Source organism: Aquimarina sp. Aq78 (genome assembly GCF_900299525.1).
Classification (GTDB): Bacteria; Bacteroidota; Bacteroidia; order Flavobacteriales; family Flavobacteriaceae; genus Aquimarina.
In genome coordinates, this window is the sequence record NZ_OMKA01000023.1 from 54,955 (window position 1) to 67,382 (window position 12,428).

17 protein-coding genes are annotated in these 12,428 nt (G+C 32.1%); 10 read left to right on the top strand and 7 right to left on the bottom strand.

Features of this window, described 5'->3' with window-relative positions; genetic code table 11:
* The first annotated feature begins 18 nt into the window (after positions 1 to 18).
* On the top strand, positions 19 to 1,038 hold the full coding sequence (gene pheS / locus DG435_RS13445) for a phenylalanine--tRNA ligase subunit alpha (RefSeq protein WP_106791619.1): 1,020 nt from the start codon (positions 19 to 21) through the stop codon (positions 1,036 to 1,038).
* A 10-nt stretch (positions 1,039 to 1,048) separates the two neighbouring features.
* Positions 1,049 to 1,444, top strand: coding sequence for a hypothetical protein (locus DG435_RS13450; protein WP_106791618.1), 396 nt, complete (start codon positions 1,049 to 1,051; stop codon positions 1,442 to 1,444).
* A 124-nt stretch (positions 1,445 to 1,568) separates the two neighbouring features.
* Here the strand turns inward: DG435_RS13450 and DG435_RS13455 are convergent, their stop codons facing one another.
* Positions 1,569 to 2,294 (bottom strand): hypothetical protein, encoded by a 726-nt coding sequence (locus DG435_RS13455; RefSeq protein WP_106791617.1) that lies wholly within the window; start codon positions 2,292 to 2,294, stop codon positions 1,569 to 1,571.
* A 345-nt stretch (positions 2,295 to 2,639) separates the two neighbouring features.
* On the opposite strand from DG435_RS13455, the gene DG435_RS13460 reads away from it, so the two are divergent.
* Positions 2,640 to 3,140: a hypothetical protein gene (locus tag DG435_RS13460; protein WP_106791616.1), complete on the top strand. Its 501-nt coding sequence runs from the start codon at positions 2,640 to 2,642 to the stop codon at positions 3,138 to 3,140.
* Between the two features lie 35 nt (positions 3,141 to 3,175).
* Here DG435_RS13460 and DG435_RS25560 read toward each other — a convergent pair whose 3' ends face one another.
* Positions 3,176 to 3,319 carry a hypothetical protein gene (locus DG435_RS25560; RefSeq protein WP_159025480.1) on the bottom strand — a complete coding sequence of 48 codons (144 nt, stop codon included), beginning with the start codon at positions 3,317 to 3,319 and terminating at the stop codon, positions 3,176 to 3,178.
* Positions 3,320 to 3,625: 306 nt separating this feature from the next.
* On the opposite strand from DG435_RS25560, the gene DG435_RS13465 reads away from it, so the two are divergent.
* From DG435_RS13465 to DG435_RS13485, 5 genes are all read left to right on the top strand, one after another.
* Positions 3,626 to 3,850: a helix-turn-helix domain-containing protein gene (locus DG435_RS13465; protein ID WP_024769698.1), complete on the top strand. Its 225-nt coding sequence runs from the start codon at positions 3,626 to 3,628 to the stop codon at positions 3,848 to 3,850.
* 240 nt (positions 3,851 to 4,090) lie between these two features.
* On the top strand, positions 4,091 to 4,642 hold the full coding sequence (locus DG435_RS13470; protein WP_106791615.1) for a TetR/AcrR family transcriptional regulator: 552 nt from the start codon (positions 4,091 to 4,093) through the stop codon (positions 4,640 to 4,642).
* Positions 4,639 to 5,070, top strand: a complete 432-nt coding sequence (locus DG435_RS13475; protein ID WP_106791614.1) for a DUF6463 family protein — start codon at positions 4,639 to 4,641, stop codon at positions 5,068 to 5,070. The genes DG435_RS13470 and DG435_RS13475 overlap by 4 nt, the downstream gene beginning before the upstream one ends.
* Positions 5,057 to 5,446: a hypothetical protein gene (locus DG435_RS13480; protein ID WP_106791613.1), complete on the top strand. Its 390-nt coding sequence runs from the start codon at positions 5,057 to 5,059 to the stop codon at positions 5,444 to 5,446. Before DG435_RS13475 ends, DG435_RS13480 begins: the two co-directional genes overlap by 14 nt.
* Positions 5,439 to 5,852: a hypothetical protein gene (locus DG435_RS13485; protein ID WP_106791612.1), complete on the top strand. Its 414-nt coding sequence runs from the start codon at positions 5,439 to 5,441 to the stop codon at positions 5,850 to 5,852. The genes DG435_RS13480 and DG435_RS13485 overlap by 8 nt, the downstream gene beginning before the upstream one ends.
* Positions 5,853 to 5,909: 57 nt before the next feature.
* Here DG435_RS13485 and DG435_RS13490 read toward each other — a convergent pair whose 3' ends face one another.
* The 4 genes from DG435_RS13490 to DG435_RS25565 all read right to left on the bottom strand — a co-directional run bounded on the left by DG435_RS13490 (position 5,910) and on the right by DG435_RS25565 (position 8,713).
* The gene (locus tag DG435_RS13490) at positions 5,910 to 6,245 is read right to left on the bottom strand and encodes a hypothetical protein (RefSeq protein ID WP_106791611.1); all 336 of its coding nucleotides are present in this window, start codon (positions 6,243 to 6,245) and stop codon (positions 5,910 to 5,912) included.
* Positions 6,246 to 6,306: 61 nt separating this feature from the next.
* Positions 6,307 to 7,413, bottom strand: a complete 1,107-nt coding sequence (locus tag DG435_RS13495) for a DNA alkylation repair protein (RefSeq protein WP_106791610.1) — start codon at positions 7,411 to 7,413, stop codon at positions 6,307 to 6,309.
* Between the two features lie 116 nt (positions 7,414 to 7,529).
* The gene (locus DG435_RS13500; RefSeq protein ID WP_106791609.1) at positions 7,530 to 8,324 is read right to left on the bottom strand and encodes an AraC family transcriptional regulator; all 795 of its coding nucleotides are present in this window, start codon (positions 8,322 to 8,324) and stop codon (positions 7,530 to 7,532) included.
* A gap of 236 nt (positions 8,325 to 8,560) precedes the next feature.
* Positions 8,561 to 8,713, bottom strand: a complete 153-nt coding sequence (locus tag DG435_RS25565; RefSeq protein ID WP_159025479.1) for a hypothetical protein — start codon at positions 8,711 to 8,713, stop codon at positions 8,561 to 8,563.
* A gap of 711 nt (positions 8,714 to 9,424) precedes the next feature.
* Between DG435_RS25565 and DG435_RS13505 the strand changes: the two genes are divergently transcribed.
* A complete protein-coding gene (locus tag DG435_RS13505) occupies positions 9,425 to 10,108 on the top strand; it encodes a hypothetical protein (protein ID WP_106791608.1) in 684 nt (227 codons plus the stop codon).
* Between the two features lie 180 nt (positions 10,109 to 10,288).
* On the opposite strand, the gene trpS is transcribed toward DG435_RS13505, so the two are convergent.
* Positions 10,289 to 11,257: a tryptophan--tRNA ligase gene (trpS, locus tag DG435_RS13510; protein WP_106791607.1), complete on the bottom strand. Its 969-nt coding sequence runs from the start codon at positions 11,255 to 11,257 to the stop codon at positions 10,289 to 10,291.
* A 231-nt stretch (positions 11,258 to 11,488) separates the two neighbouring features.
* On the opposite strand from trpS, the gene DG435_RS13515 reads away from it, so the two are divergent.
* Entirely contained in the window at positions 11,489 to 12,232 is a 744-nt protein-coding gene (locus DG435_RS13515) for a 1-acyl-sn-glycerol-3-phosphate acyltransferase (protein WP_106791606.1), read from the top strand.
* Positions 12,233 to 12,428 lie beyond the last annotated feature (196 nt).

Below are 12,428 nucleotides of genomic sequence, written 5' to 3' on the forward strand. Positions count from 1 at the left end.
TCTATTAAGAAAATAGTGATGATTGATAAGATTAAAGAGTATATAGAAGAAGTTGATAGTTTTAAAGCCAAAACTAAAGAAGATGTCGAGGCATTTCGAATTAAGTTTTCGGGTAAAAAAGGATTGATTAATGAGTTCTTTACAGAGTTCAGAAATGTAGCTAGTGACCAGAAAAAAGAATTTGGACAAGCTATTAATGCTCTTAAAGTGGCGGCAGAAGGAAAGGTAAAATCCTTAAAAGATGAATTAGAATCTAAAAACGAAGAAAAGGGACTCTATGGTGATCTTACAAGACCCGCAGAGCCTATTGCTGTAGGATCCAGGCATCCTATTTCTTTGGTAAAAAATCAAATCATCGATATTTTCTCTCGCATAGGATTCAATGTAAGTGAAGGCCCTGAGATAGAAGATGACTGGCATAACTTTACAGCACTTAATTTACCAGAATATCACCCGGCACGAGATATGCAGGATACATTTTTTATTCAAACAGATCCTGATATTTTGTTACGTACTCATACCTCATCGGTTCAAGTACGATATATGGAAAATAATAAGCCGCCAATTCGTACAATTTCTCCAGGAAGAGTATATCGTAATGAAGCGATTTCTGCACGATCACATTGCTTTTTTCATCAGGTAGAAGGATTATATATTGATAAAGATGTGTCATTTGCAGATCTAAAACAGACACTTCAATACTTCACTACAGAGATGTTTGGTAAATCAAGAATTCGATTGCGTCCATCATATTTTCCGTTTACCGAACCTAGTGCAGAAGTAGATGTGTACTGGGGATTAGAGACAGAGACCGATTATAAAATGACCAAAGGAACTGGTTGGTTAGAAATTATGGGCTGTGGAATGGTGGATCCAAATGTGCTTAAAAATTGTAATATAGATCCTCAGGAATATAGTGGTTTTGCATTTGGGATGGGAATCGATCGTATAGCGCTCTTATTATATGGAGTGTCCGATATTCGAATGCTTAGCGAAAATGATGTACGTTTCTTAGAACAATTTAAGTCTTCACTATAGGGTAATAAGCATGAAGAAAGATATAGAAATACCTGTTGTAGAAGGTGTTTATATTGCAGTGATCAAAGAATGGGATGAGGAATTTCTTGCTCAGCATTGGAACTCCTATATTATTAATGATCGCGATACTGCTATAGAAATGGTTTTGGTGGTGACCAAAGGATATGAAGGCGATCGAAAAACCTCGTTACTGCGTCATGGTATAGGAACGATGGAAGCAAAATCCTCTGCCAAAATCGAAATGCTTCAGGAAGAATTACTTGGGATGAATAATGAATTTGTTGTCACCTTCTTTGCAGACAGTAAATTGTATGATAAAAAATACCTGTTTAGAAAACATACTATAAACGAAAATGCTTTTCAGGACCTACCGGTAATGGACCAACGTGGGATTTTGGTGAAGTAGCTATACTATTGTACTGATTAAAAACATCTTGCTATGAACTTCATAGCAAAATGTTTTTGTAATATTATACTTAAAAAATCTCTTTAATATATATTATCATAATCTAGAGTTTCTCTGTAAGTGATTAGTTTCTATCTCGTGGAGGTCTAGGTCCCCCTGGATTACTATTACCAATGAAATAACTTTGTGTATTTGTTTGGGTGATGCAACCATTTAAGGATACGCTAAGAGTCACTGTTGAACGCCCCCAAGGCATTCTAATAACAGTCTGGTTAGAATGGTGAGTTGTTCGACCATAATTTACAACTTTCCAGGAGTAGGTATATTCGGGAACATAACTTCCGGCATTCATGTATCTTATATCTGATTTATACATAGAGGTATTGCTTTCATTAGGACATGGAGCTGAAGATCCGTTAGGGACAAAATCATCAAACTCCATCAGATATCCAGTTAGACTGCCGTTGATAAACTGAATTGTACCTTTATTTTGGTTGATTCTTTTAACACGTGCTTTTCTTTTAGTGCTTTCTATAATTTTAAAACCTCCTGTGGCTATCCATGCTCCATCACAAGATGTTTCAGTGGTATTTATAATAGTATTTACATAAGGATATATTTTTCTTCCTGCTCTAAAATCAAACCATACAGGGCCTTCGTAGCTTTCAATACTCCAATAAACACAATTATTGGTTGTTGCTTTTGTAGAAGGTTCTTCAGCAGGGGAGATTTGTTTAAGGTCTAACGATTCTTCTGTGATAGCATCCAAACAGGTATCATCATTTTCGCAGTTATTAATAAAAATAGTCAGCATTAGTACAGCAATTGTTTTTAAAATTTTTTTTGGCATGATTTGATTTTTAAGAATTTAAGTTTTGATGTAAAGATTTGTGAGATAGATAATAGCATACCACTATTAAGGAGTGGGATTAATGATAAACTAAGATAGATGTAATACAAGGTGTATACTACCCGGTTTTCAGTGATAGTCCTTGATTTAGGAAGTTTTTTTGATACTGTCTCTTATAAATAACCATTTAATTCTAACTTTAATTGTAAGCTATGATTAATAAATGAGACTAAAAAGCATCGATAAAAAGCTATTATAATCGATAAAATACACATTTTAACGTTAATTATTTGTTAATAAGAAGTATTTTTCTGATTTTTGTAGCTGTAATTGGAAATACAACATATGAAGAGACTTTTACCGGCTTATGCTACGTTTTTGGTCTTGATACTTTTTGGAATGTCTTCTTGCGGAAAGAGTGATTCTAATGCTTCTAATATTATGATAGTTGGCATATGGCAATTGAAGCAAGAGTTCAGTAATGAAGAAGAGAATGCGCCATTAGAAGAATTCCCGCTTTCCTCTTGTGAAAAAATGACAACTCTAGAAGTGTTAAAGAATGGTAGGTTTATTGAGAAAAATTATTATGATGATTTTGGAACAGGAGGAGAATGTATAAAGGATACAGAAGATACCCATGGGAGTTGGAAAAAAGAATCAGATGGTATTTTTTATTTTATGTATGATAAAAGTGAAATTTTATTATTTAATAAATCTTATGTGACGGTCAAAAATGGAGACCTGATAATTACCATTGAATATGATGATCCCGATTTGGGATATGAAACTACCCTTAAATTCATTTATTCAAAAAAGCATCAAGAAGTTAGCCACTTACCAAAGTAAAAGAACCCGTATTTAATATACGGGCTCTTTGTAGGCTAAAGTTTCTGATGAGATTCGCGGGGAGCATTGTTTTTTTGTAATGTTTCTAGTGCCCATAAATAATGTTGCTGTGTTTCCTGGGTAATACCATACTTACTTTTGTGAAGCATAAGACGCTCATAAAGTTTTTTCTCTGTCATAAACATTGATTTTTGTTAAAAACTATATTGATATTAGTATCTTTTATTCATCCATAGAAATGTTGCACATGCTTACGTACTTGAAAGCTCTGATGATGTCGAATCAGTGCTACCAGGCTTAAGTGCTTCTAGTAAAGCAATAAAATTGCTTTGGTCTTTTTTACAAAACTGATGCTCCTCTTGATAGGCTAACATATATTGATATAACTCTTCTTGGGTCATGCATTATCATCTGATGTAACAAATGTAATAAAAAATTACCGATCGGTAATTGAAATTGTGTTTTATTAAGCTGAATTTTCCATTGTGGAAGAATATGACAAAAAAGAGCTACTTAATATATTAGCTAAACGTGTAAAAGAATTGAGGTCAAAAAAAGATGTGACCCAAGAAGACGCGCTTAATGATACCGGAATTCACTTCGGAAGAATTGAACAAGGTAAGCGAGATATTTCTTTTTCAACACTTTTTAAAATCTGTCAATATTTTGAAATATCTCCAAAAGATTTCTTTACCAAAGACTTTGACTAAGTTTTCTTACCTTAAATTTCCTTATTTTTTTTGAACACGAATACATATTCATGTATTAATATCACATATGATTTGAATGCAGTCGTTTGTATTCTTGCATGAAATTTGTTCTTTAGAAAGCCGAAGATCATTCTGATCCCCCTTATTTTATCTTCAACTAAATATAAAACCTTTATTAAACGATATCGTTTAATAAAGGTTTTATTGTATATTTGTTTTTTTAAACGAAACCGTCTAATAATGCCAAAAGTAATAGTACAAAGAAATGATTGGATAAAATTGGGATACAAACTCTTTTCTGAGCAAGGAATTTCTGGTATTGTCATCGAAAAGATTGCCAAAAAGTTAGAATGTAACAAATCAAGCTTTTATTGGCATTTTAAATCCAAGAAAAACTTCATCAATGAGCTTATAAATTTTTGGATTACTTCAGAAACAGATCAGATTATAGAGCAGACTGAAAAAACAAAATCTTCGGAAGAAAAAATCGAACAATTTTTGAAAATTACCTTTAAGAACGATCCTTATTTAGAATTCATATTTTTCTTAAAACGCTATGCTATAAAGAATAAGGAAGTTCAATATATCATAGACGAAATTGACAATAGAAGATTGGAATTCACAACTGAGTTGTTCCAGGAAATTGGGTATTCTAAGAAAGATGCGGTTATAAAAGCAAGTATTTTTTACAAATACTTAATAGGGTATCATGAAATGCTAAAAAACAAAAAGCAATCCAAAAATTATCTCGTAGAGGTAAAAAAGGAATTAAAACACTTTATAACTATATGAAAATAATAAACGGAAAAATATTAATATTCTTAGGGGTTATTCACTCACTACTAGGAATTTCATCATGGGCGTTTTGGAAACAGTTTTCAGGATTTGCAGACAAGTTTTTTTTCAAAATAAGTGAAGGGCTTTTTGAATTTCCTTTACTCGATGGACAAATGAATTATGAAAATTTTGCAGCATTTTGGTTTTTCTATTTCGGACTTCTACTTATCCCCATGGGACTTCTAGTAAACCATACAGAGAAAACGAATGGACAAATTCCCAAAAACTTCATGTGGGTATATTTGATAATCGTGCTCATTGGGGTGTATATGATCCCTTTTTCAGGCATGACTTTCTTAATGCTACCCCATGCGATTTATATGCTCTACAATAGTAATAAAATACATAACACATCAAATAAACAACGTAATGAAGAAAAATAAATACTGGATAATTGCAGGAACAATTAACATTTTTACTGCAATCCTGCACCTAATTGGAGGTCAATTAGATTTGATTAATCCTTTTATGGAAAGCGACACTGACCTGCAAATAAAAACTGAATTATTGGGGGTTTGGCATATGGCTACTAGTATTTTATTTGCCTCTTCAATACTCTATTTTAAATATGGATTTAACACAACAAAGAAAGCAAACATAGAGTTAGTTTCTTTCATAAGTTATTTATACATCGCTTTTTCATTCGCGTTTATCTTTTCAAGTGTATATAAGTCAATACTAGCACCTCAATGGGGTTTACTGTTACCTATAGGAGTATTAGGAATTATTGGAATTAAAAAATCAAAGACTAATGCTTAAAATAGGTGGATACATAAATATAGTAATTGGTATAGGTCATTTAATCGGACTTATTTGGCCCGAACAAATGTTTGAAAAAACTGGAGTACTAGAAGAAATGAAAGCACTTACTCAAATTCATTTTTCTCTTCCATACTTGCTAACGGTTTTTGTTGCACTAATCTTTTTAATTTTTGGGTTTTATGGACTCTCGGCAAGCGAAAAAATTAAAAAACTTCCTTTCTTAAAATTTGGTATCTATACAATTGCTTCTATATATCTTTTTCGTGGGATTGCAGAACAATTGTATAATATAAGCCAACAGACAACTACAATACCTGAAACTATTCAATCTGTTGTAGCTGTAATTATTGGTTTACTATTTCTAATTGGTGGTTTAAAAAAATGGAAATTTAAAATAGAATAAAAATGAGGAACAACATATCAGTCAATGAATAAAACCATAACCAAGGAGTAATCATGTTTATTTCTTTGAATCTTTAGGTTTTAATGATTTTGCGTAGGTAAAACTATCATTAAGATAGGAGGAAAGTAGCCCAAAATCTTGCATCAATTTTTCGGGAACTAATACATACTCTTTCATTACGGCGCCATAGGATTTGAAAACGGTAGTTTGATGTTCTTGCATGAATTGAGTTCCTTGTTCTTTAGAAAGTCGAAGACCTATTTCACCCGCTTTATTTAATTGTGAAAACATATGGCCATTAACAGATGTATAAGGCATTGTTTTTCCTTTTCTTTCGAAATTTGTATTGGTATCTATAAGCTTGTCATAAAATGCTAACCGTTCTGTCCACATATCGCTTCATTTTAAGAGTTGCAAAATGTTATCTATGTAAAAATACTAAAGAAAAACCTATTTAGGTGATAAGTTCAAAATTGTATTTTTCAAACTCATTCCCATTAATAATGATGGACAATTGATGTAATCCTGTATGAAATTTTCTTGTCGTAATTATTTTAAAAGACTGCTTTCTATTAATAATAGTTATTGATTTCTCTGGATATATTTTTTCACTTATTTTAAAAACTTTTTTAGACAAGCTTCCATTAGCTTTCTGATAATAAAGCCCGTACTCTAATCGTAACTTAGATGCAGAATTGCCGGTGTTATTAAGTTGAAAAGTAAATTCTAACCTATCTCCAATCTTAACTTTTGGTGTAAGAATCTGTAATTTATCAATTTTGATATCTTGAATATTACCAAAGCCAAATAATTTCATGATTTCTACATTTCCTTGTTTCAAAAGGGTTCTACATCCATGTTTGACTAACCAATCGGTTTCTTTTGATTTTTTGTACCATTCTTTTGCGAGGCCAATAACAATATCGGGATTGTCCTTTGCAATATCATTTAGATTATTGGCGACACTTCTTCGTACAGATTCTGAGGTATCATTTTTTAGATTCTCGAGAATAGGAAGGATAGATGTTGGATCGATTTTTAAGAATGGAAGCGCCATGGCCCAGGGTAAACGAGGTCTGCAACCTTCAGATGATAACCTTCTTACCATAGGGTGTTTATGCTGTGACCATTTCTTCATTTGTAGTATTCCTTTTTTAGGATACTTTATCAGAAAAGGACGAATTGCAAATTCACAACTGGTAAATTGAGTAATTTTTTCGATTACTAGTATAGAAGCATCATAATGACTCATCCCGTAATATTCTACAAAATCCGGAAGAAACATATACTCAAAACTATTTTCTTTAATACCGTCCTTTTGAAGTTGTCTAATAACTTTTAATAGAATATCTACGTTTTTGATATAATCGAGAGATAAATGGTGTTGCAATACGATGGTAATATGTCGCATTCGTTGCTTCAATTCTTTGTTTGGCCATTCGGAATCAAAAATTTGCTTAAAAAAAGATGAAGCATCAAAATCCGGAACAATTTTTTGAAGAGCCGCTGTAAATTTTTCAAAAAACTCATGAGTATAAACATGTTTCAATAATTCTGCCATTATAAATAGTGGATTAATTTGAAACAAAAATAAAATAGAGTAGTGACAACCGTATGTCAGCTGTCGATATACCTTTTAATAGATTTTTATTTTTTGGCAGTGGTTTTTACTTTAAGCTAAACTTTGGAATATTCTTTTGGTAGATAACCAGAAATAGATTTAAAAACCCGAGTAAAATGACTTTGGTCAGAAAAACCACATATGTATGCTATTTCGGTAAGTGAATATTGTTTAGATTTTAACAGATCAAGTGATCGATCTATTTTTAATTTACGAGAATATTCACCTAATGTGCATTGAAAGTAAGTTCTAAAATTCTTAGAAATTGTTGTAGGGTGTACATTAACCTTGTCGGCAATTTCTTTTAAAGAAATATTCTCGTCCCACCTGTCATTTAAAAGATCTCTAACAGATAACATCCATTTTGGAAATAATATTTCATCCTTAAAATTAAGAGAGTTTTCTATAAAAGCGACAAATAACATCTCTATTGCGTTATAAGATTGCAAATCATTAATTTTTGCTTCATTCATTAATTTTATAAAAGTGAAACGAGCATTATAATTTTTTGCCACAGCTAGCGCAAGTGATTCTTCTGTAAAGTCATATTTTTTTAAAAAAGTATCATCTATTTCCAAATTGATATGTTTAGAAGGAAAGGTAGTGTAGACATTTCTATGTAATTCATATGAATTATAGTAATTTATAGATCCACCAACTCTTTCTACTTCCCTACCTTTACGGTATTCTGTATTTGTCCCATAAAGAACAAGGCTGATAACCGGTTTTTCATGAGAATGCCAAACACCAGTTTCAATTGGGTTTTGATAATTACTGGTGCCGATCAAAAAATCATTAAAATCATATGTTTGATAAATCGGCGCCAAAGAATGACCTCTTTTCAGAATCATAATAGTGTAATTTTCTTTATTTGGATTGACTAATATATCGAATTACTTTGTAGCTAAAAAAACCAAAACACCCGTTTTTGTTTGATACATGTTTCAGCATAGTATAATATACAGAAATGTTTCTAGAAAATAATTATTTACTTTCAGATCCCAAGCAAGTCTAATAAAAAACCTGTTTCATATTATATACTAGTACTTTTTATAGCAAGACTAATTCTGTTACTACTTATGATTGTTTAAACCCCTTCTTTCTGGTTATTACCATTCACTGTAAGTTGCCTTTGCTTAAGTAGTTCTACAGCCCATTTGTAATGCTGTAACATTTCCTGGGTTACACCATATTTGCTTTTGTAACGCATTAACCGTTCGTATAATTTTTTCTCTGTCATGACTATTGATTTTTAATTTATATTTTCATGTTTTCTCTTCTTTTGGGTTACTATCAGGTTTTAAGGTTTTTAATATTGCAATAGAATTGCTTTGTTTGGGTCAACATTTTAAGATCAAATGATTAACTAAATAAAGATACCTGCTGTTTTTTGCTAACAGGAGATTAGTCATTTTTGAAGATGGCTAAAGATGATAAATTCAAATACTAGCTTATAGGATATACGAATAGATATATCTCATGTTTGTAGCACTAAAAATTGTTAAAAAACTAACCTATATGTATACTTTATTCTAGGTATAGGTATTGATCCCGCAATTAAGAAATTGTTTAAAAAGTGTACTTCCTAGAAACTAGTGATTTTCGATTCACATGATTTTTAAACATGTTCTTAAGAATTTTCCCTGATCTTAAATTACGACGAAAATTCTTACAGTTCTTACGGGTTCCCGTATGAGATGTATTAGTTTTTTTTTATATGAGTTATATGTTTTGACCATTATTCATTCAAAATAATGATTAAAACTAGTTTTAACCCCTTTAAAAAGAGGGGGTAAATCCCCCCTTATTTCGATGTTACATATTTTTTAGGATTCGTTACATCTATGATACTATTAAGATATAGTGCTTTATAACTTTACTGTATTCGATCAATTGATCTTAAAATGTTGGGGCAAACAAAATAATAACTCTTATTAAAACCGTATTGATCATGAAAAAAGTAGCATTAAATATTGTGGCTGTATTGCTTATCACCCTATGTGCCTGTGAGCAAGAAAACAATATAGAAGAACAAACCGCAGAAGATGTAAAAGAAATTGATGGTAACACTTCTAAAAAAGCCAGAGCCTCCCAAAGAGGACTTTGTATATATAGTTTAACGCTTGATAAACAAATTTGCGATGATAGAGATAGGACATGTAGATGTGATTCAAGTGGGTCTGTAATTGGGGTATGTGCACAGATACAGTGTTTACCAAATGTCTTTAACCCGATTACACCAGGACCTGTTTATTTAAATCTTTGTAAAATAATTAAATGTGACTGGGTGTACAATGACCCTTGGAGTATATATGATAACGTAGATCCGAGAGTGTTTAATTCTATTAAAGATGTATTGAAATTGACGATCAAATCAGATACAAAAGCAATACCATTTGCTATGAACAAAAATATTTTAGGGCTACAGTTTTATAAGCCTAATAACATGATGTATAGAGATTCTAAAACTCTGGAAGCAGAACCCAGTATGTTTCATCTTAAAAACACAGTGATTTTAGACAAAGTATATTTAAAAAAACTAGGACTTAAGGGCAATGTCATCAAACCAGGCAAATACCCTGTTATTTTTAATAAAAGAAACAAGACATATAATGTAATCCTAAAGGTAAAATGATGAACTTATTTTGACTTATTACAAAATCCCCATTATGCGATTGTCAAGTCAGGTTTATCGAAGTTAGTACTCCCAACGCTTCTTTGATAGATCTGGATTGGCATTTTTTTAACTAAAAGGCTTTATAACATTACTTCTTTTAAGCTTTGTAACAAATTATAAACTATAATCAACTTACATCTAATACCCAACGTTTTCTCTAACTCTTGCTAATACAGTATCGGCAATAGAAGTAGCTTTTTTGGCTCCTATGGCCAGAGCCTCGTCTACTTCATTAAGGTTATCCATATAATAAGCATAGCGTTCGCGTTCGGTAGCAAATTTTTCAATCAATAATTCATAAAAAGCTTGCTTTGCATGTCCATATCCGTAGTTTCCACCTTGATAATTCTTACGCATTTCCTCTTGTTGTTCTGTAGTAGCGATAAGCTTATATAAGGCAAATAAATTACAAGTATCTGGATCTTTTGGTTCTTCTAGTGGAGTACTATCAGTTTCAATAGACATAATCTGTTTACGTAGTTTCTTATCTGGCAAAAACAGGTTAATGATATTTCCTTTTGATTTACTCATCTTGCTACCATCAGTTCCCGGCACATACATGGTTTCTTTTTGCACCTGGGCTTCAGGTATTACAAACATTTCACCTACTTGATTGTGCATTCGAGAAGCTACATCACGAGTCATTTCAAGATGTTGTAATTGATCTTTTCCTACAGGAATAATTTCTGCATCATAAAGCAGAATATCAGCCGCCATTAGCATAGGATATGTAAATAATCCAGCATTTACATCCTCGAGACGATCTGCTTTATCCTTAAACGAATGTGCAAGTGTTAATCTCTGATATGGAAAAAAACAACTTAGGTACCAAGATAATTCTGTTACCTGTGGGATATCACTTTGTCGATAAAAAACAGTCTTTTCTATATCCAGTCCACAAGCTAACCAGGCAGCAGCAGTAGAGTAGGTGTTCTCTCGTAATGTATTGGCATCTTTGATTTGTGTAAGTGAATGCATATTGGCAATAAATAAAAACGATTCGTTTTCTGGCTCATTGGCCATTTGGATTGCCGGAATGATAGCGCCTAATAGGTTTCCTAAATGCGGAGTGCCTGTACTCTGTATTCCTGTTAGAATTCTGGACATAGTGATATATTGATCTGTGTTATAGTTTAAGCCTTAAGTTTTGGTTAGGTACCGTTTAGTTTAGTTTATAAAAATTAACTCTGTATTTAATTCTCTGTACACAGTTTGCAGATTATAATATCATAAGTTGCCTTCTGTTTACTTTATACTTTAGGTATATAACCATACTATTTTCGGCAAAGGTAATTTTTTTGTTCACATAGCTCAAACCAATTGTGTATTTTTGGAGAGATGCATATACTAAGAAACATACTTATCCTACTGTGGCGTATTTGGTTTTATATCGTTATGGGTATTCCTATACTTATTATGTTTCCTTTATTATTGGTGTTTTCGTCAAGAGAAGAATGGTATCCGCAGTTTTTTGTAGTTGCTAGGTTTTGGGCAAAAATCGTGTTGTATGGATCAGGTTTTCTACCAAAGATTACCAAAGAAGCAGAACCAGATCGTAAAAAAAGTTACATGTTTGTTGCTAATCATACCTCGATGACCGACATCATGCTAATGCTATATGCTATAAAAAATCCCTTTGTATTTGTAGGGAAAAAGGAGCTGGCTAAAATCCCGGTTTTTGGATTTTTCTATAAACGTACTTGTATATTGGTAGATCGTAATAGCCAGCGAAGCAGAAAAGAAGTATTTGATCGTGCACAAGCAAGATTACATGGTGGTACAAGTATTTGTATTTTTCCTGAAGGAGGTGTACCAGATGATGAATCTGTTATTTTGGATGAATTTAAAGACGGGGCTTTCAGACTGGCGATAGATCACCAAATCCCTATAGTACCATTAGCATTTCTTGATAATAAAAAACGATTTTCATATACTTTTTTTAGCGGAAGCCCAGGAATTATGAGGGGGCGCGTTCTTAAAGAAATCCCTACAGAAGGATTAACACATGAACATAAAAAAGAACTAAAAGAAGAAATAAGAGGGTTGATTTTAAAGACATTAGAATCTGGTCTTACCTTATAAAAAGCTAAAGCCGTTTCTCCCCAGAAACGGCTTTGTTCATCATTGCTTTAACCCGGCTTATGTATTAAAACTTCGTTATGAAGGTTTCAATTACCATAAAATATAACATTTTATTAGTTTCAGCATAGCATAGCTATGGTTATACTTAAAAATGTAGCGAAGCGCTATATTTTGCAGTAGTTGGAAATTGTAATAG